18 protein-coding genes are annotated in these 20,485 nt (G+C 31.3%); 17 read left to right on the top strand and 1 reads right to left on the bottom strand.

Translation table 11 applies throughout. From position 1 onward, the window contains the following. The first annotated feature begins 228 nt into the window (after nt 1–228). From Q0998_RS12920 to Q0998_RS12885, 8 genes are all read left to right on the top strand, one after another. Entirely contained in the window at nt 229–3,315 is a 3,087-nt protein-coding gene (locus Q0998_RS12920) for a TonB-dependent receptor (RefSeq protein ID WP_299670392.1), read from the top strand. Nucleotides 3,316–3,334: 19 nt separating this feature from the next. Further along, nucleotides 3,335–4,867, top strand: a complete 1,533-nt coding sequence (locus Q0998_RS12915) for a RagB/SusD family nutrient uptake outer membrane protein (protein ID WP_299670391.1) — start codon at nt 3,335–3,337, stop codon at nt 4,865–4,867. 19 nt (nt 4,868–4,886) lie between these two features. After that, the gene (locus Q0998_RS12910) at nt 4,887–5,882 is read left to right on the top strand and encodes a hypothetical protein (protein ID WP_299670390.1); all 996 of its coding nucleotides are present in this window, start codon (nt 4,887–4,889) and stop codon (nt 5,880–5,882) included. 27 nt (nt 5,883–5,909) lie between these two features. Further along, on the top strand, nt 5,910–7,391 hold the full coding sequence (locus tag Q0998_RS12905) for a hypothetical protein (protein WP_299670389.1): 1,482 nt from the start codon (nt 5,910–5,912) through the stop codon (nt 7,389–7,391). 6 nt (nt 7,392–7,397) lie between these two features. Further along, nucleotides 7,398–8,318 (top strand): polysaccharide lyase family 7 protein, encoded by a 921-nt coding sequence (locus Q0998_RS12900; RefSeq protein ID WP_299670388.1) that lies wholly within the window; start codon nt 7,398–7,400, stop codon nt 8,316–8,318. A gap of 73 nt (nt 8,319–8,391) precedes the next feature. Continuing rightward, the gene (locus tag Q0998_RS12895; RefSeq protein ID WP_299670387.1) at nt 8,392–9,096 is read left to right on the top strand and encodes a FadR/GntR family transcriptional regulator; all 705 of its coding nucleotides are present in this window, start codon (nt 8,392–8,394) and stop codon (nt 9,094–9,096) included. 143 nt (nt 9,097–9,239) lie between these two features. Continuing rightward, nucleotides 9,240–10,541, top strand: coding sequence for an MFS transporter (locus Q0998_RS12890; protein ID WP_299670386.1), 1,302 nt, complete (start codon nt 9,240–9,242; stop codon nt 10,539–10,541). A gap of 32 nt (nt 10,542–10,573) precedes the next feature. Then, nucleotides 10,574–11,338 carry an SDR family NAD(P)-dependent oxidoreductase gene (locus tag Q0998_RS12885; protein WP_299670385.1) on the top strand — a complete coding sequence of 255 codons (765 nt, stop codon included), beginning with the start codon at nt 10,574–10,576 and terminating at the stop codon, nt 11,336–11,338. 35 nt (nt 11,339–11,373) lie between these two features. Here Q0998_RS12885 and Q0998_RS12880 read toward each other — a convergent pair whose 3' ends face one another. After that, nucleotides 11,374–12,414 (bottom strand): LacI family DNA-binding transcriptional regulator, encoded by a 1,041-nt coding sequence (locus tag Q0998_RS12880; protein WP_299670384.1) that lies wholly within the window; start codon nt 12,412–12,414, stop codon nt 11,374–11,376. Nucleotides 12,415–12,621: 207 nt separating this feature from the next. Between Q0998_RS12880 and Q0998_RS12875 the strand changes: the two genes are divergently transcribed. The 9 genes from Q0998_RS12875 to Q0998_RS12835 all read left to right on the top strand — a co-directional run bounded on the left by Q0998_RS12875 (nt 12,622) and on the right by Q0998_RS12835 (nt 20,302). After that, on the top strand, nt 12,622–13,668 hold the full coding sequence (locus tag Q0998_RS12875) for a sugar kinase (protein WP_299670383.1): 1,047 nt from the start codon (nt 12,622–12,624) through the stop codon (nt 13,666–13,668). Nucleotides 13,669–13,787: 119 nt separating this feature from the next. Continuing rightward, the gene (locus Q0998_RS12870; RefSeq protein WP_299670382.1) at nt 13,788–14,456 is read left to right on the top strand and encodes a bifunctional 4-hydroxy-2-oxoglutarate aldolase/2-dehydro-3-deoxy-phosphogluconate aldolase; all 669 of its coding nucleotides are present in this window, start codon (nt 13,788–13,790) and stop codon (nt 14,454–14,456) included. A 63-nt stretch (nt 14,457–14,519) separates the two neighbouring features. Continuing rightward, entirely contained in the window at nt 14,520–15,362 is an 843-nt protein-coding gene (locus Q0998_RS12865) for a DMT family transporter (protein ID WP_299670381.1), read from the top strand. A 266-nt stretch (nt 15,363–15,628) separates the two neighbouring features. Beyond that, on the top strand, nt 15,629–16,867 hold the full coding sequence (locus Q0998_RS12860; protein WP_299670380.1) for a site-specific integrase: 1,239 nt from the start codon (nt 15,629–15,631) through the stop codon (nt 16,865–16,867). Nucleotides 16,868–16,873: 6 nt separating this feature from the next. Next, nucleotides 16,874–18,010: a hypothetical protein gene (locus tag Q0998_RS12855; protein ID WP_299670379.1), complete on the top strand. Its 1,137-nt coding sequence runs from the start codon at nt 16,874–16,876 to the stop codon at nt 18,008–18,010. A 180-nt stretch (nt 18,011–18,190) separates the two neighbouring features. Continuing rightward, a complete protein-coding gene (locus Q0998_RS12850) occupies nt 18,191–18,478 on the top strand; it encodes a helix-turn-helix domain-containing protein (RefSeq protein WP_299670378.1) in 288 nt (95 codons plus the stop codon). Nucleotides 18,479–18,495: 17 nt separating this feature from the next. Beyond that, a complete protein-coding gene (locus Q0998_RS12845) occupies nt 18,496–18,969 on the top strand; it encodes a helix-turn-helix domain-containing protein (protein ID WP_299670377.1) in 474 nt (157 codons plus the stop codon). Beyond that, nucleotides 18,966–19,712, top strand: coding sequence for a hypothetical protein (locus tag Q0998_RS12840; protein ID WP_299670376.1), 747 nt, complete (start codon nt 18,966–18,968; stop codon nt 19,710–19,712). Before Q0998_RS12845 ends, Q0998_RS12840 begins: the two co-directional genes overlap by 4 nt. Nucleotides 19,713–19,927: 215 nt before the next feature. Then, complete coding sequence (locus Q0998_RS12835; protein WP_299670375.1) at nt 19,928–20,302, top strand: hypothetical protein; 375 nt, start codon at nt 19,928–19,930, stop codon at nt 20,300–20,302. Nucleotides 20,303–20,485: the final 183 nt, after the last annotated feature.

Here is a 20,485-nt window from a genome sequence, read left to right as displayed (position 1 = left end):
TAAATTATTAGAATAAAAAAAAGGATAGGTGTGCGCCCATCCTTTAAAAATACTTCTCTTGAAGGAAGTATATATACAACCTTTCAGCCAAGCAGTAATAATATCAAAAATACAAAAAACTATTTCTATAGTTTTAATTTTTGGATTTTTATTTTGAAAGCCATGTATAAAATTAAAATTCACTAATAAACAGTGAATTAATTACATTTAAAAACATAAAATAAAATTATGAAATTAAAACTTAAAATAACATTACTGTTAATAATGTTAGTAAACATTTCCTTTTATGCGCAAGATACATTTACTTTAAAGGGTTCTGTTAAATCAAAGGATGGTTCAGCTCTTCCTGGAGTAACAATTCAGGTATTGAAAACAGCAAAAGGTGTACAAACAGACTTTGATGGCAATTACTCTTTAAAGGTAAAGAAGGGTGATGTATTGCAGTTTTCTTATTTAGGTTTTGCAGCTCAAACTGTAATTATAAATAATCAAAAAATATTAAATATTTCTTTAATTGAAGATGCGAGCTTGTTAGATGAAATTGTAGTTGTTGGTTATGGTACACAAAGAAAATCTCACCTTACAGGTGCTATATCTAAAGTTGTAAATGAAAATTTAGATCAAATAGCGGTAGCAAGGGTAGATGACGCTTTAATTGGTCAGGTATCGGGAGTTAATATTTCGGCAACAAATGCTGAGGCAGGAGGAGCACCTACTATTAGAATTAGAGGTACAGGGTCAATATCATCTGAATCTGGACCTGCAATAGTTGTCGATGGGATCATTGTCGATTCTGATTTTCTTGGAAATTTAGATATGAATAATGTAGCGTCTTTTGAAATTTTAAAAGATGCAGCATCTGCAGCTATTTATGGTAGTGAAGGATCTAACGGTGTAATTTTAATTACTACCAAAACAGGAAAAGCAGGTGATACAAAATTTAGTTATAATACTTACACAGGTTATAAACAAGCTTTTAAAAGTGAGGATTATAGTAGAAGTCTCTCTGACTGGGCTGCTGTAGAATTGGCTGCAGAAGGAGAGCTTAGTAATGGAACCTTATACGCACAAAAACTAATTGAAGTAACAGGTATTGATAGAGATTGGCAAGATGTTTTCTTTAATGGAGGTTTTATTACAAGTCATTCTTTATCTGCAAGAGGAGGTACTGAAAACACAAAATTTAGTACATCTTTAAGATACCTTCACGATGAAGGGGTTGTGATAACCGATGATTACAAGTTATATTCAGCGAATTTGAAAGTTGATTCTAAAATAGGTAAAAAACTTAAATTTGGAATTAGCGCTACCCCTTCTTATTCAAAGAAAAGATCATTACCCACTTCTATTCATAATCCTATAAGACAATCTCCTTGGTTGCCTATTTATCATACAGCGGGAACACTTCAGTTTATTGATAGAGATGCATATCCTAATGTTGTGGTAGGAGATTATTTTCGAGAAGATCATTTAGATGAAATAGACATAAATGGTGATGGTAGCAGTACAACACCTCGTACTTCGGGAGATCAAAACCCTTATGCGCAATATGTAGAGAGAGAGCATTTTGAATTTAAAACTAAATTATTAACTTCTACTTATTTAAGTTATAAAGTTTTAGATGGTTTAACAGCAAAAACAAGTTTAGGAGTTACTTTAGAACATGGCAAAAGAACAAGATGGGATGGTACAGAACATCATCATTCAAATGGTGCGGCATATGAGTTGAGAAATAGGTTTAGGAGCAGATTGATTTCGGATAATACCTTATCTTATAATAAAGTAATTGGCAATCACGAATTTAATCTACTAGCGGGAGCTACAATTCAACAAAGAACTCAAGAGTCATCTACTGTAAATGGAAGTGGTTATTCTAATGATTTGTTAAAAAACTTGCAAGGAGCAACAATTATTACCAAGCCTGTAGCAGATGGTGAACAGAATTGGATAATTAGAAAGATAGGTTATTTTGCAAGAGTTAATTATGTGTATGATAATAAATACCTATTCAATGCTTCAATTAGAAGAGATGGGAGTTCTGTTTTTGGTGTAGATACAAAGTGGGGTAACTTCCCTGCTATATCTGTAGGTTGGAATGTTCATAACGAAAATTTTTTAGAGGATAGTTTTATTAATCTTTTAAAATTTAGAGGAAGTTATGGTCTTACAGGAAACGAAAACTTTAGTACAGGGGATGATTTAACAAATACAGTGCCTTATTTGGCATTATTACAATCTGCTAGTGCTATTGTTGACGACGGTGCTGTTGCTGCAGGTTTTGCTCCTTTAAATATTGCGAATGCAGGCCTGGGATGGGAGTCTTCTAAAGAGTTTAATCCTGGAGTAGATTTTGGTTTTTTAAATAACAGGATATCAGGTTCAATAGATTATTATAATAGAACAAGTGATGCATTATTATTAAATCAAGATGTTTCTTATGTTACTGGATTTAGTGGAGGAATTGTAAACATAGGAGAAGTACGAAATAGTGGTTTTGAATATGAATTGAGAACCAAAAATGTTTCTAATGAAAATTTTTCATGGAATACTACTGTAATCGCATCAACTAATAAAAACGAATTACTTGATTTTGGTAATGACAACGGAAACTTAACGGTTGACGGGTTTGATAGGAATACACAATGGATAAATTTAGTAGGAAACCCTATTTCGTCTTTTTATGGGTATGTAGCAGATAAGGAAATTACAACGGAATATTGGGATACTCCTTACAATAGAATTAATGGACAGGCTCAAGATATTATTGTTAAGGATTTGAATGGAGATGGTTTGATTACTGATGATGATAAAACAATTCTTGGAGACCCTTATCCAGATATCATTTGGAGTTTAACTAATGATTTTAAAATACACAATTTTGATTTTTCTTTTATGATTCAAGGAAGCCAAGGAGGTCAAATAAGAAACGTAGGGGATCAATATTTTTATCACTTTAGCGGAGCTACTCTAGATGGTGCTCCAGAACAGCTAGTGGCTAATGGAACTATTCCTGATGTTTCTTTTCTACAACAGAAAATTTTCACAAGCGATATTGTTCAGAATGCTGGGTATTTTTCATTACGTAATGTAAACATTGGTTATAAATTGCCAGCAGATGTTACATCAAAATTAGGATTATCCTCATTAAGAATCTATGCTACTGGTCAAAATTTAATATATATAACTTCTGACGATTATCACGGCTTTAATCCAGAATATATAGATAATAATAATACAGCAATATCTTATGGTTCTCAAAGAGCAGGTACGCCTTTGTTTAGTACTTATTCAGTTGGTTTAAACCTTAATTTTTAATCTAAAAAAAAAAGTAACAATGAAATACTTTCATAATTTAAAATATATATTTTTTGCATTATCAGTAGCGGTTTTTACTTCTTGTGATATTGATGAATTTTTAAATCCGGTGCCAGATACAGCTATTTCTGCTGATTCATACTTTCAAACAGATGCAGATGTGTTATCTGGAATTATTGGGATTTATGATGCCTTACAAGGTGTTAATGAAAACACAGAATCAAATAACTCTGATTTTAATAGAGGAGTACAATTTGAATATCTTTTAACTGAACATCGTTCAGACAATACAAGAAGTGCTACCCTAGAAGGGTCAAGAGCCGATTTTCATAGATATGTAACAGATGCAAACAGCATACAATCAGAAGATTATTATCAATCTATGTATGAAATTATTTTTAGAGCAAATAGTGTTATTAATTATGTAGCTGCTGCAGATGCTTCAAATATTGCTAAATATACAGCTGAAGCTAAATTTTTAAGGGCGTATGCATACTTTAATTTAGTTAGGCTCTATGGTAGTGATGATGATACAATCGGTTCTGTGCCATTAGTAACCTCTGTTGTAGCATCTAATGAGGTCGAACTACTTTTTACCAGAGCACCTAAGTCAAAAGTTTATGAACAAATTGTTGAAGACCTGCAAGAAGCGGTTAGTACTTTAGATAATAGTTATAAAGCTAGAGCCTCTAGAGGAGCAGCCCAAGGACTTTTGGCAAAAGTGTATTTATCTCAACCATCGCCGAACGCCAGTGGAGCAAAATCTTTGTGTGAAGCCATTATAGCAGAAGCAACTTTTAGTTTAGAAGGTAATTTTAGCGACGTATTTTACAATGAATTAAATAACGAAGTTATGTTTGTTATTCGATATGATTTTGGAAACGAAAATGAAAGTCAAGGCTTCTCGTCTGAATTCACATCATTTAATCGCCAAGGAAGACAGGATGGTTTAAATATTGTGAATCCTAATTTAATAGCAGCTTTTGTTGCAAATGGAGGGAATAGAACAGCAGTTTCATATACTGCTTTTGGTGATGATGCAGATTTGCCGGTACCACAAGCCGCTGAAGTAGCAAAGTTTTTACCTGATGGGTCTGATGTTACTACAGATTCGTCTCTTCCAACCTATGGAACTCTTCCTAGAGATGCTGGTAATGATTGGATCGTATTACGTTATGCAGATGTTTTATTAATGCATGTAGAAGCAACTTTGGGAGTTTCTGGTGCAACTAGCACTAGTGATTCTAATGCGTTAAGTTCATTTAACGCTGTTAGAAATCGTGCAGGTTTAGCCAATGATGCAGATGGGTCAATAACCCAAGAGGAATTGTTATTAGAAAGAAGAGTAGAATTGGCTTTTGAAAATCAGCGTTTCTTCGATTTGTTAAGATTTGGAGTTGCTGATACTGTATTGCAAAATCATTCAGCAGAAGATAACGATGAGGATATATCGGTTTATCCTAGTTATAACGCTAGAAAATTATTGTTACCAATTCCATCAAGAGAAATTAACTTAAGTAAGGGTCTTTTAAATCAAAACCCTGGTTATTAATAAGATAAAATTAGAAAAGATGAAACAAAAATTAAATACTTTTAAAAACATTACAACGATAGTGTTAAGTGTATTCGCCTTAATTTTCGTAGTAAGTTGTGAAGAAGCTTTCGAGTTTGATTTACCAGAAACGGGGTCTATAGCCGATGCTACTTTGCCAAGTGCCAACTTTAGTACAGCACCAAATCCAGAAAATTTTAAAATAATTAAATTTACAAATGCATCAAGTGAAGCTACCAATTATGTTTGGGATTTTGGCGAAAATGGAGTGGTATGCGATACAACCACTGTAAATGGAGTTCACGGAGTGATTGTTTGTGGTGATGAATCTACTTCAACAGAAATAGATGTTTCTTTTGTAAAATTTAATGCTGGTGAAGGTGATTACCAAGTAACTTTAACAGCGCTTGATGCGAACAATGCATCAGGAGTTCAAACACAAACAGTAGAAGTGAGAGATGTGTTTGTACCTATAAATCCAATTGTTATCAACGGAAATATGGAAGTGGGTTTTACGCCTAGTTGGAATATAGAAGCATTTACAGACGGAACAAAAACGCCTCCTAATACTTCTAGTGATGGTTCTCCTATAGATTATGATGAAGTAGATACTGGTTCAAAAACAAAAGGTATGAAGTTTGCGGCAAGTACTTCTAACCCTGCAAATGCGGGTAGTAGAAGATATGCATACCAGGCATTAACAGTATCTCCTACAACAGTTGATCGTACTGTTAAATATATTGTAGAATATCAATATGCTATAAAAGTTGCGGCGTCTGCTGGAAGCAACATAACAGTACAAATTTTAGATGGTCATTTTAATGATGGGAAAGATGCTTTAGCAGCTAGTGTTTTAACAACCTCTGTAGCCAGTGAACTCTTAGGTAAAGGAGTTTTTACAACTGTAAAAAAAGAGTTTACTTCTAATGCTAGTGGTTTAATTTCTATCTGGATTTTTGGCGATACAGACCAAGATGCCTATATCGACAATGTTAAAGTATATCCAAAACCATAGAACAATAGTAATAAATAAAGAAAAATTATGAATTTATTAAAAAAAGTAATATTTACCTTACTTATAACAGGTTTTATAGTCTCATGTGAAGATGATAATACAAATGTTCTTAATGAGAACTTTACAGGTACAGGTCTTACGGAAATTACATTTCCGAACCTTGCTATAGACGAAGAAGGAGATGGAACGGTAGTTACGGTAACACCACAAGGTCTAGGAGTTGATTATTATGTAGTTGATTTTGGAGATCTAGATACTACATCAGACGTAATAAAAATTACAGAATTAGCAGGTAGTGCTTCTTACGATTATCCTAATGAATTTGAAGAAGTTACATACACAATAACTGTAACTGCGAAATCAAATAAGGGGTTTGCTGATGTTGTTAAAACAGAAAATGTTACAGTAACTCATACATTTGAATCTATTGACACTGCGCCTTCTTCACCAAATAGAAGTTTCTATAATGTATTTTCCATTTTTACTGATGGTGCTAAAGTAGATGGCAGTTTTGTGCCTTATGCAATTGCAGACGCTGCTACTGGAGGTAAAGCAGTAGTATTAGAATCAGGGAATTCTATACTTGAGTTTTCTAGATTAGGTGCAGCTGCTGGAGTTTTAGCCTTGAAAGATGAAGTTGTAATAGCAAATGCGATGTATGATGGTGTTGCTGTTAAAAATATTCATTTTGATGTTCATTCTAATTTTGAAACAGGTATAGATAAATTAAAAATAACATTAGTTGATAATTCTAATTCTGTAAACTATGTTATGGATGCAATAGATTTAACCGATGGTGATTGGGCAAGTTTTAATTATGATTTAACCACTGATTTTTCAGCACCGGTTGTACAATTTGATGAAATAAAATTTGAAGTAGGCACTGGAGGTACAGCAAATGATCATGCAACTATAAATGTAGATAATGTTTATATGTCTAAAGAGACTGGATCGACTATTATAAATGGTGATTTTAATAGCAAACAGGATTTCTGGAAATGGGGCGTTTTTACAGATGGAGAAAAAAATCCTTTTGGATCAAGTAGTGATGGTTCCTGGACCAATTATGATGGTACAGATAACGGATCTAAAACGGCAGGTGCAAAATGGTCCTCAAGTCAATCTGGTGGGCCGCTTAAAAGCTCTAGCTCTAGATATGCATACCAACCACTTGTACTAACTCCAAATACAGATTATATTTTAGAATATGAATATACTCTAAAAAGTGATTCTTCAAATAATGAACCTATAGGAGGTAGAAGAATTGTAGGACTAATATTAGATAAACATTATACTGATGGAGCAGATGCTGTAAGTAATATAAGTTCTAATTTAGGAAGTCATGTTGGAACTATAGCTGAAGGGAAATTCTCTAATAAGATAGGTAGTGAAGTAGGAACGTTAGTGAAAATGCCATTTACAACAAATGATAGTGGTGAAATAGCTGTAATGTTTTATGCAGTTACTCCAGTAGATGGATGGATTGATAACGTAAAAGTTTACAAATAATCTTTAATGAATACAATTATTAAACCCTTTTACTTAAAATTAATGCTATCAATATTTTTATTTGGTAACGTTGCTTGCTATGCTCAAGATAGCAGCAGCGATACTAAATCGAAAGTAGCAGTTATTTCAAAGAAGAAAAAAAGAAAGAAAAAGAAAAAATTACCCAAAATAGATTTAAGTCATTGGAAAGTTACATTACCGGTGCTTAATGAAAATGGGAAGCCGTATGAAATTTCTCCACCTGAGATTTTGGATTACGCAACAAGCGAAGTAGCAAAGCCTTATATGTATTTAGATACAAAGAAAGGAGCTATTATATTTCATGCAATGCCTACAAAATCTAAAACGAAAAACACAAAGTATACCAGATCAGAATTAAGAGAGCAAATGGTTCCTGGTAAAAATAATGTAAACTGGACATTTAAACAAGGTGGTACAATGAAAGGTAAAATTGCTATGTATAAAAGTTCAAAAGATAGTGATGGTAAATACCATAGAACTATCATTATGCAAATTCATGGTAGATTAACTGATAAACAAAGAGATTTCATTGGTGAAGATGATAATAATGCACCACCAATATTAAAAATTTACTGGGATAATGGAAAAATTAGAGTAAAAACAAAAGTTTTAAAAAACTTGAGTGCATCTTATGAAGAAATGCTGCATGAAAATGCTTGGGACAATGATGAGGGTTTTAATTTTGAACAAGAAGTAGGATTTAGAAAATTTACCTTAGAAGTAAAAGTTACACAAGGAAAAATGGTCATTGTTTTGAATAATAGTGAATACAAAGTTTACGAGAGCATTCATATGAGAAAATGGGGAATTTTTGAAAACTATTTTAAAGCAGGTAATTACTTTCAATCTAGAGATAAAGGGGCATTTTCTAAAGTTAGATTTTATGAATTAGAAGTTTCACATTAAGTTGAGGTTTACATTGATAAGTTTTATATATTTATACTTAAAATTTGGTTTACCAATCCTAAAATTAGAATAGATGAAATTACAAGTGCTCACCATACATGAAAATCAAAAAGTTCAAAAATTAATAATTAGGGGTATTAGAGATTTAATTAATTATAAAAATTTAGAACCTGGAGACAAGTTACCTTCAGAAAGAATGCTTTCAGAAAAATTTAATGTAAGTAGAAGTAATGTAAGAGAAGCAATTCAGAAATTAGAGTTTTATGGATTGTTAAAATCGAAACCACAAAGTGGAACCTTTGTTGCAAATATTGGTGTTACTGCCATGAATGGCATGATTGAAGATATTTTACGTTTAGATGAACCCGATTTTAAATCGCTTGTAGAGACAAGAATTTTGTTAGAATTAAAAACGGCAAGATTAGCAGCACTAAGAAGAACAGAGGAAGATTTAAAAAGTATGGAAGAAGCCTTGCAGGCTTACAATAAAAAGGTAATGAATGGAGAAGATGCAGTGCAAGAAGATTTACTATTTCATTTAGCAATTGCAAAAGCAAGTGGTAATAGTACCATGAATACATTCATGTTAATTATCATACCAGGAATTATTACCAATTTTCAAAAACATCATGTGTGTGATGCTGGTTTAGCTCAAAGAGGTATTAGAGACCACCAAGCAATTTTTGACGCTATACAAGATAAAAACCCGCAATTAGCAAAACAAAAAATGAAAGAGCATTTTAAAGAACTCTATAATTATTGCTATAATTTAGAATAATTTAAAAATGATTTTACCGTATTAAATACATATCTACAATTTTTGTGAGAATAAAATGGTTAATTAAAATTAATCACCTATATTTGGTTTACCAATTTGGTAAACCAATTTTTTTTGGTTTCAATTAATTTTAATCATTCAAAATGAAATTAAAAGGTTTAAGATGGTGGGTTGTTGGTTTGGTTGCTTTAGCAGCAGTAGTTAATTACATAGACAGACAAGCTTTTGGCGCTTTATGGCCAGATATTGCTAAAGATTTATTTCCTGAAATGGATGAAGATGGTCATAAAGCCATATATGGAACGATATCAACAGTGTTTATCTTATCATACGCAGGAGGGCAAGCCCTGTTTGGGAAGATTTTTGATTGGATAGGAACTAGAATGGGATTTGCGCTCTCGATTGGTGTCTGGTCTATTGCAACGATGTTGCATGCATTTGCGCAAGGATTGTTAAGTTTTTCAATCTTTAGATCTCTTTTAGGAATTGCGGAAGCAGGAAATTGGCCAGGTGCTGCAAAAGCCAATGCAGAATGGTTTCCTACGAAAGAAAGAGCCTTAGCGCAAGGAATTTTTAATTCAGGCGCAGCAATAGGTGGCATAGTTGCCTATCCCATAATTGGATTGTTATCTGTTTATTTAGATTGGAAAGCAATTTTTATTGTGGTAGGGATCCTTGGATTATTGTGGTTAATACCTTGGTTGTTTATAGTAAAAGCGAACCCAAAATCTCATCCTTGGTTAACAGAGACTGAAAAAAAATATATTTTATCTGGACAAAAAAATCAAGACGCAGATAAAGATGGAAATTACGATGAGGGATATACACCAAATACTGGCGAATTATTAAAACATAAAGAAAGTTGGGGCGTAATAATTGCTTCTGCTGCTATAGATCCTATCTGGTGGCTCTTTATTGTTTGGATTCCCATCTACCTTTCAGAAGTCTTTGGTTTAAATGTGAAAGAAATTGCATTTTCTGCTTGGTTACCATATGTAGGAGCTATGATAGGCGCTTGGGCTGGAGGCCTTATTGCTCAAAATAGACTTACATCTGGTTGGTCAGTAGATAAGACAAGAAAGATGACAATTACTTTAGGGTGTTTCATTATGATTCCTTGCTTTTTTCTATTAAAAGCACCTGGAACTGCAATAAATGCTGTAATTATTATGGCGGTTTTACTTTTTGGATTTCAAGTAGCAATTGGAAATATTCAGACAATTCCGAGCGATTTGTTTAGTGGAAAAATTGTGGGTACGCTTTCAGGATTTGCTGGAATGGCCGCTAAACTTGGCGCAGCTGGACTTACAATTTTGGTAACATTTATAACTACAGGAGGCAATTATACACCTGCATTTTTAATTGGAGGATTATTAGCATTGATAGCGTTATTAGCTATTTGGTTTTTATGTCCAAAAATTGAACCTCTAAAATCAATAAATTAAATAATTTAGAATAAAAATAAAAGAACGATACAATGAGTAAATCAAACGGGAAAATAGCAGTAATTACAGGAGCTACAGGTGGAATTGGTTTTGAAGTAGCAAAAAGATTAGGAAAAGACGGGTATACCGTTATCTTAAATGGTATTGATAACAAAGTAGGAGCAGAAAGATTAGAAGAACTAAAGGCAATTGGAATTACAGCAGAATACCATGGTTTTGATGTTACTGATGAAAATGCTGTAACTTCAAACATCAATCAAATTGGAGAAAAATTCGGAAAAATTGATTTACTAGTAAACAATGCTGGTGGTTTGGGTGGCAGATCTCGTTTTGAAGAAATGACAACTGAATTTTACAGATCTGTGATGGCTCTAAACTTAGACTCAACATTTTTTGCCTCAAGAGCAGCAATTCCTTTTCTTAAAAAAGGAACCAACGCTTCGATTATAAATTATACATCAAATGCAGGTTGGAATGCAGGTGGTCCTGGAGCAGGAATTTACGGCACTTCTAAGGCAGGTGTACATGCAATAACCAGAGCATTGGCAAAAGATTTAGCAGAATATGGCATTCGTGTAAATGCAGTTTCTCCAGGTACAATTGATACGCCATTTCACGCTCAAATTAAATCTACAAAACCAGAAGTGTTTGCTTCTTGGAAAAATAATATCATGTTAGGAAGATTGGGTCAGCCGCAAGAAGTTGCTTCTGTGGTATCTTTCTTAGCAAGTGATGATGCTGCTTTTATTACGGCAGAAACCATCCAAATTGGTGGTGGACAAGCTTTAGGTATCTAAAGATTTTTTTTTGAATTGATTGAGCCTCTCTAAATCTATTTTAGGGAGGTTTTGTTTTTATTAGAAGAATCTCGTATGATTAATTCGGCATCTAAAATTTGCTTATTCAATTCTTGAGAAACTGTTTCCTTTTTTGTATAATTCAGAAAAGTTTCAGCAGCCAACTTCCCTATTTTTGCACTGTGTTGCGCTATACTTGTAATATTGGGTGTTACCATATCTGTAAAAGGTTCATTTCCAAAACCAACCAAAGCAATTTCATCGGGTATTTTTATGTTATTTTCATTCAACACCTGTAAGGCTCCAAGTGCCGCATAATCTCCAGCAACATACACAGCGTCTGGTCTGTTTTTTAAATTCAATAATTGTTGCATCTTTTTTCGGCCCTCTTCTGTTGTTAAATTACTTTCCATAAGAAGTTCGTCATCTAACGGCAAATCGTATTTTTTTAGAGCATCCACATAGCCTCTAATTCTATTGTTATAAATTCTTGTTCGTTTAAAACCACCAATATGAGCAATTCTCTTACAACCTTGTTCTAATAGATGCTCTACAATGATATGACTGCTGTTGTAATCATCAATACCAATATAATCTACGTTCAAATCGTTTTCTCCTCGATCAAATAAAATCAACGGAATTCCTTTCGATTTTATTTTCTCATAATATTCTAAATCAACGGTTTCATTTGCCATAGAAGCAATAATTCCATCAACTTGCGTATAGAGCAAAGTATCTATACTATCGCATTCTTTTTGGTAAGATTCATTAGACTGCGTAATGATAATATTGTAGCCTTTTTTATTCAGGACTTCTTCAATATTTTGAATTACGGATGAAAAGAAATTACTATTTGTTCTCGGTACAATAACACCTACCAAATTACTTTTACCTTTTCGAAGTGCACTTGCAAGATGATTTGGTTGGTAATTTAATTTTTGTGCAATTCCTTTAACTGCCTCTTTCGTTTTGTCACTAATTCTAGGATGGTTATTTAACGCCTTAGAAACCGCTGAAGGAGTAATACCTAACTCATTGGCAATATCTTTTATGGTAATTTTTTTTTTGATAGTCAATATTTGTATATATTTGTTCCAACGATTGAACAAAGATATGTTTTTTTATTTAAGTTGTCTTTAAAAACAACTTATGGCATTTTGTATGATTCGATATTTTAATGAGAATCAGAGTTTGTAATTCACACCTATTTGCTTTTGATTTTTTTTTTAAAACACCTGTTCAATCGATTGAACTATTATAAATCATCACTAATTAGATAAAAAATGGGTAAAGTAGTAACATTCGGAGAAATCATGTTAAGGTTGGCTCCACAAGGATTTTTAAGATTTTCACAAGCAAATAATTTTGATGTTGTTTATGGTGGTGGAGAATCGAACGTAGCAGTTTCATTAGCAAATTATGGTGTAGATGTAGATTTTGTAACACGTTTACCAAAAAATGATATTGGTGAGTGTGCCATGATGGAAATGAGAAAACGTGGCGTTGGAGTTGATAAAATAGTTTGGGGTGGAGACCGATTAGGAATTTATTTCTTAGAAACAGGTGCGGTTTCTCGGGGTTCGAAAGTGGTATATGATAGAGCACATTCTGCAATTGCAGAAATAGCATCTGGAATGATCGATTGGGATGCTGTTTTTGATGGTGTTGAATGGTTTCATTGGACAGGCATTACACCAGCCATCTCACAAGGTGCTGCAGATGTTTGTTTAGAAGCTGTAAAAGCGGCAAGTTCAAAAGGAATTACCATTTCTACAGATTTAAATTATAGAGCAAAATTATGGACATTTTGTAACAATGCACACAGAGAAAAAATAATGACAGAGTTAACTTCTTATTGTGATATTGTTTTAGGAAATGAAGAAGATGCAGAAATGCATTTTGGCATTAAACCAGAAGGAATTTCTGTACAAACAGAAGGTCATAACGTAAAAGCTGAAGCATTTTTATCAGTATGTGAGCAAATGATGACGAAATTTCCAAGAGCTAAAAAAGTAATTACAACGTTAAGAGGCTCAATTTCTGCTTCTCACAATACGTGGGCTGGTGTTTTATATGATGGTAAAACATTGTTACAAACACGGCAATACCAAATTACAGACATTGTAGATAGAGTTGGTGGTGGAGATTCTTTTATGGGAGGTTTGATTTACGGATTGTTAAAATACCCAGAAGATGATCAGAATGCATTAGATTTTGCAGTAGCAGCGTCTTGTTTAAAACACACAATTAAAGGCGATGCAAATTTAGCAACCGTTGCAGAAGTAGAAAAATTAATGGGTGGTGATGCTTCTGGTAGAGTAGCAAGATAAAATCCCCTCTTTAATTCTCCCCAAAGGGGAGAAAAATAGGAACTCTTATAAAGGACTAAATATATAATATTAACTAAAAACAAAAGTCCTTTCCTCTGGAAAGGATTTAGGATAGGAAAATGGCTCAATATACAAGATTAGAAGTAGCACAAGTAATGAAAGACACTGGAATGGTTCCTTTGTTTTATCATAGCGATTTAGAAATAAGTAAAAAAGTAATTACTGCTTGTTACAAGGGCGGTGCAAGATTATTAGAATTCACAGCGCGTGGAGATTTTGCGCATGAAGTTTTTGGAGAATTGGTAAAGTATGTAATCAAAGAATTACCTGGAATGGTAATGGGTGTTGGTTCTGTAACAGATGCCGCAGCAGCTTCAAGGTTTATGGCTTTAGGTGCAAATTTTATTGTAACTCCGGTTTTACGTGAAGACATTGCCATTGTTTGTAACAGAAGAAAGGTTTTATGGTCTCCAGGATGTGGCACATTAACAGAAATTGCAAGAGCAGAAGAATTGGGTTGCGAAATCGTAAAACTATTTCCTGGTGATATTTATGGTCCTCAGTTTGTAAAAGGAATCAAAGGACCTCAACCTTGGACAAGTATTATGCCAACAGGTGGTGTTTCACCAACAAAAGAAAATTTAGAAGGCTGGTTTAGCGCAGGGGTAACCTGTGTTGGTATGGGTTCTAAATTAATGGCAAAAAATGCCGATGGTAACTTTGATTATGCAAAAATTGAAAGCAATACAAAAGGAGCCTTAGATATTATCAAAGCGCTTAGAAAATAATAGTATTTTTAGCAATTAAGTATTTAAAACCCTTCAATATTTAAAATTGAAGGGTTCTTTTTTATGAAGCATAATTCAGCAATTTTCTATATGATATTCAGTGTTATTGCATTTGCAATAATGAATGCTGTTGTAAAATACTTAACGGCTTTTAACGTATATCAAATCGTATTTTTTAGATCTATAGGCACCTTAGTATTTACAATTCCTTTAATTTTAAAATATAGAATTTCCATTCTTGGTAACAATAAGAAATTGCTATTCCTAAGAGGAATTATAGGCGTAATTTCACTGACTTGCTTTTTTCAATCCTTAAATTATTTGGCAGTTGGTACAGCTGTTTCTTTACGGTATACCTCACCCATTTTTGCCGCAATTTTTGCTTTAATTTTTTTGAAAGAAAAAATAAAAACAATGCAGTGGCTTTTATTTTTGATTGCCTTTGTTGGGGTTCTAATTATTAAAGGATTTGATGTCGATGTAAATACTATTGGTCTTGTATTAGTTATTGTATCGGCGTTATTTTTAGGATTAATTTTTGTGGTAATAAGAAAATTAGGAGATAAAGAACACCCTTTAGTCATCATCAATTATTTTATGGTCATGGCTTTTGTTTTTGGAGGTTTTATGTCTATCAGCCATTGGAGACATCCAGACTTAAGAGAATGGATGTTACTATTAAGTTTAGGTATTTTTGGTTATGTAGGGCAATTGTATATGACCAAAGCCTTTCAATCTGATGAAACATCTGTAATTGCTCCACTTAAATATTTAGAAGTTATTTTTACCATTATGATTGGTGCTTCTTGGTTTGGAGAAATCTACAATTGGTGGACTTTGCTAGGAATCTTTTTAATTTTTATAGGCTTGATCTATAATATTTATTTAAAAAGAAAGAAAAAATAAATCAGTATTGTATTGGTGGAAATTAGATTAGGAATTATTTTCTTGCAAAACATAAAAAACCTCAACTTTTAAAGTTAAGGTTTTCTCTTTGTACTCAAGGTGGGAGTACCTTGATTTTTAAATTAATTAATATTCACTTAAACCCTTTAAACCTTATTTAGTATAAATCAATTAATTTATCTGAAATCAATTTTAATCAAAATTTATTTAAATAGGTAGCCCTTTTGATTGCCCTATTTTATATATTTGTATCAAATTTTATATTTATGAAAGTTTCATTTCATTTAAGAAAAGATAAGGTTAATAAAGAAGGGTTAATGCCTGTTAGAATGTTAATTACAGCGAAAGACTGTAAAATATTCAAGGTAATAAAAGGTGTTAACTGTAAAGAATTTCTTTGGGATAAAAGAAGTGAGCGTTTAAATCCTTCAAGGAAAAATAATCCTTATAATTATTACATTGAATATAATAAGATAATTGACGAAAGAGAGGATGAGATTAAGAAATTATTTAGATACATGTTGCTAAACGATATAAATCCTACTAAAGATTATATTTTAGAGAAGCTTGAGAACGGATTAGATAAAGTAAACCTTACCCACGAGTTTTTTCCAACATTTGAAGAATTTAAAGATTCGAGTAAATCCACAAAGACACCGAGAACTATTAAGTCTTACGTTACAACTATAAATTTTCTCAAAGATTTTGAATCTTACTCTGGAATAAAATTATTGTTTGATTCAATTGATAGTACTTTTTTTGAGAAGCTACAAGATTATACTTTTACAGAAAGAAAAAACAAAAACAGTTACTTCGCATTTATTATAAAGGTTTTAAAGACCTTTATGAATTGGTCTTTAGATAAAGAATATCACAGTAATTTGAAGTATAAAAAATTCAAAGCTAGAGAAGATGAAACCGAAATTATCTACTTGACGATGGAAGAGTTAATGAAGCTTTATAATCACGATTTTGAATCTGACAGATTAAATCAAGTAAGAGATATGTATGTTTTCAATTCAGTAACAGGATTGAGAATATCTGATTACAAAGCTCTAAAGCCATCAAGTGTAAAAAACGACTATTTGTTAATTACTGTGCAAAAAACAAAAGCAATCAACACTAAAATACCTTTAAATAAGTTTTCTAGAGAAATTTTAGAAAGATATAAAGATACAATTCACGAACCTTTACCTGTTATTTCTGACCAAAAATTCAATAAGTACATTAAAGAGTGTTGTAAAATAGTTGAGATTGACATTATGATTACGAAAACCAGATATGTGGGTCAAAAAAGAATTGATAAAACAGTCCCTAAATACAAATTAATTACCTCTCATACAGCACGTAAAACTTTTGTAACAAATTCTTTAATTCTTGGAATGAAAGAAATGGTTGTAAGAAATATTACAGGTCATAAGAAAGAGGAAAGCTTTAGACGTTACGTGAAAATTGCCGATGATTTTAAAAGAAAGGAAATGGATAATACTTGGAATAAAATATAAATTACTATGTTAGACCAAGAGCTAAAGGATAAGTTTTATTCCAAGTATCAATCGTTTTTAGAAGAAATTCCGAGTAAAAATGTTTTAGATAATTTTTATATTCCAAGTGAAAAATTTTATAAAAACTCCTGTTATTACTATCCAAATAGAGAGAAATTTAATGAAATCTTGTCAACTTTAATTAATTACAACTTCAAAAAAAAGACTTTTAAAAAAGAGGCTTTTTTTACTTTTCTTGAAAACGAGTATTTTGGATTAACTAGCATAAATACCTTAGAGAAAAATTTGATTTATCAAATACAAATTGAGGTTGATATGTTTATGGGTTCAAATTACAATTGCTCTTTTAATAAGGTAAATTTTTACCAGAAAAATAACCCTTTCAAATCAGAAAAAGAGTTTCATTTTTTCATTATCTCGAAAATACTTGAAAACATAGATTTTAATCCTTACGATGGAAGTTTTTCTACTGAAAATGAATTTTATCTTTTGGAGGAATACTTTGATAAAGTGATGCTTCAATTAAAACAAAAATTTGACATTCTTAAAGTTGAAGACCTACATCGTGAAGTTATTAGGCTTGAAATATTAAAAGAAAAACATCTTTTTTATTTTTTAGATTCTTCAATTAAAAAATTAGAGAGTTTAATAGTAAGATTGAATTCACGTTCTGATAGTTTGTTAGAAGAAATAAAGGAAATCAATCAAGACAGTAATAATACTAGTTTAGTTGATAAGGATATAGAGAGGATACAAACTACGTTGGTCATTAAAACTCTTGAAGATATATTTAATGATTTTTTTAAATTAAATGAATTAGTTTATAATGAATTTGAAAAGAAAAAAATAAAGGAGTTGATTCAAATTTCTTTTGGAATTGTTAATGATTTAGAAGTTAATAAGCAGATTGATGTTAGTTTTATACCTAAAAATTTTAGAAAAGATTTTGTAAGAATATTTTTATATCTTTTAGAAAAAGGAAAAATTATAACAAAGAAAACACTTTTAATAGAAACACTTTGCGGAGTAATAAAAACTGATGGTTTTAGTAGAAGGACATTATTTAAAATAAATAGTAAAGAAGCTCTTGTTAAGTTTGAAAACTATAACTTAAGACGAATTATAGGAACAAAAATTGATTAACTATTGTGTATTTGATTTAACCTCATTCGTTTTATTGCACTATAAAAATATTATTTACTTTTCTCTTGTAGCTATGCAGCACTTTTAAAGATGGTTAATTGCACTAAATGAATTTAGTGCAACATTCAACCTGTTTAGTTTAAATATTTGCAACTGTAATTAACTTAAAAACAGTTGTATATGGCAAATGTATTATTCTACACACACAGTAAAGACGATTTAGTAAGAGCAGTTCGTCTGGTAATAAATGAAATAAGACAAACAGAATTAGTTGATTCTTCAATTCCAACTGACGATGAAAAGCTTTCTCAAAAAGCTGCTTCGTTACTTTTAGGTATTAGTGTTACCACAATTATTGATTGGCGTAAATCTGGTAAAATTCCAAGAGATGCTTATATGCGTATTGGAAGACCTATTTTTTATTCAAAAAAGAAGCTTCTTGAGTATGCTAGACAAAAGTCATTTTAATCTAAGGTCTTTGAAGTATGAATCAGATAAAAAATAAAATTCAAAAGAGCTTTACAATTATACCAAATGAACTAATTGAAGATAATTGTATTAGTGATAGAGGAAGGTTTCTATTTGTGTATTTAGCTTCAAGACCTAATGATTGGACTTTTTATAATAAACAATTGTGTCGTGCATTGGTTTGTAGTGAAGATACTTTGAGAAAATATATGAGTGAATTGGTAGATAAAGGATGGTTAACAAGATTAACAAAAAGAAGAGAGTTAGGAAAATTTGTATCTAATATTTATATCATTCACGAAAAACCAAATGCTAATTATTTACCGTATAGGAAAAAAACCGACACGGTAAAAACCGTCACCGAAAAAAACCGACACGGTTTTTTTCCTAAACATACTAATACTAACATTAAACAAAAAGGAAAAATAAATAATAATAAATTTTATAAAAGTGAAAATCATAAAATTTCAGTAAATCCAAGAAAATTATGAGCAGTTTAGGACAGCGATTAAAAATAAAAATGGGAATGGAATCTGAAAAAGAAAGAAAAAAAAGAATTGCGCTCGAAAAAAAAGATAGAGACAAGCATAGAGTTTATAATGAAAAAGTAAGAAATCCTAAAACAAAACTAGATAAGCAGATTACTACAACAGAATTCAAATCAATTTTCTTTAAAGAAGCTACTGCATATTTTTTAGAAGTGAATAGGCAGTTTATTGTGGATGAAAGTAATAAAACATTTTTAAAATGGATTTCTTTATATTTTACAAATAATCTGGATTTTGAAACAGAAACTAATGGGGAATTAAGAAAAGGCTTGTTGGTTTATGGAGATTGTGGTTCGGGAAAGTCTTCAATTTTCGATATTATTCAAAACATCAGCTTAAAATACAATTTAAAACACTTGTGGTTTAAAAATGTGTCTGTTCACGATGTAATTACAGATTACAATATAGATGGAGAAGAGATAGTTAAACGACTTACTAGGGGAAATATTCATTTTGATGATTTAGGTACAGAAAAATTAGCAAATTCTTGGGGAGTTCGTGAAAAACTAATGGGAAGAATTTTAGAAATTAGGTATAATAATTTCAAAAAACATGGCATTAAAACTTTTGTAACAACAAACTTATCGATTAAGGAAATAAAAAAATATTACGGAGTAAGAGTTGCCGATAGATTATATGAATTATTTAATTTTATTGAATTAACTGGAAATTCTAGACGGTTTTAAAATACATCATAAATTCATTTTTTTGAGATGTTTATGCTCTTGTTAGAAAACGCTAAAAAACCTATTTACCCCGTTTTGTCTTTTTTGCAAGTTGTGTTATTGTACCCCAATAACTACTTGTCCGAATTCTGAAAAGGAATTTAGGAAGTGAAAAATCTTCGGAACTCGATTTTAAAAAAAAGAAAATAACAACATATATTTAAAATATTCAACAAATGAAAAAGGAAAACAAAACAAAATACGTGAGAGTTCGAATAACTAAATCAGAAGATGAAAAAATAAAAAAAGAAGCTCAGGTTTTAGGTTATCAAAATAATATAAGCCAATATTTAAGAGGTAAAATTTTACGTAAACATATGCCAACTGTTAACCCTAACAAATTAATAGATGAATTATACCTTTTAAGAGCTGAATTAAACAAAATAGGCTCAAATTTAAACCAAGTAGCCAACTACACTAATTTTTTATTTAAAAACAATTATGCTGAACATTCACATATAAAAAAATTAAAAGAAATTGAGTTTGGTTTTGAAAACAAGGTGTATGAATTAAAGAAAACAATTGATAAAACGATTGATAAGACGTTATAATATATAAACAAACAAGTACATAAACAGATAAATATATATGTACATATTCAAATGTATAAGTGTTTATATCTGTATTTGTTTATGTATGCGAATATTTATGCAAATACGTCAGACTGTCTAATAACTTCTTGATATTTTTCGTAATAATCCCAATGTCATTTTTCAAGTTTTTTGTATCTTAAT

The organism is uncultured Polaribacter sp. (assembly GCF_947501385.1).
Lineage (GTDB): Bacteria > Bacteroidota > Bacteroidia > Flavobacteriales > Flavobacteriaceae > Polaribacter.
The sequence above is the reverse complement of the archived record's forward strand: the minus strand, read 5'-3'. Positions and strand labels throughout refer to the sequence as shown.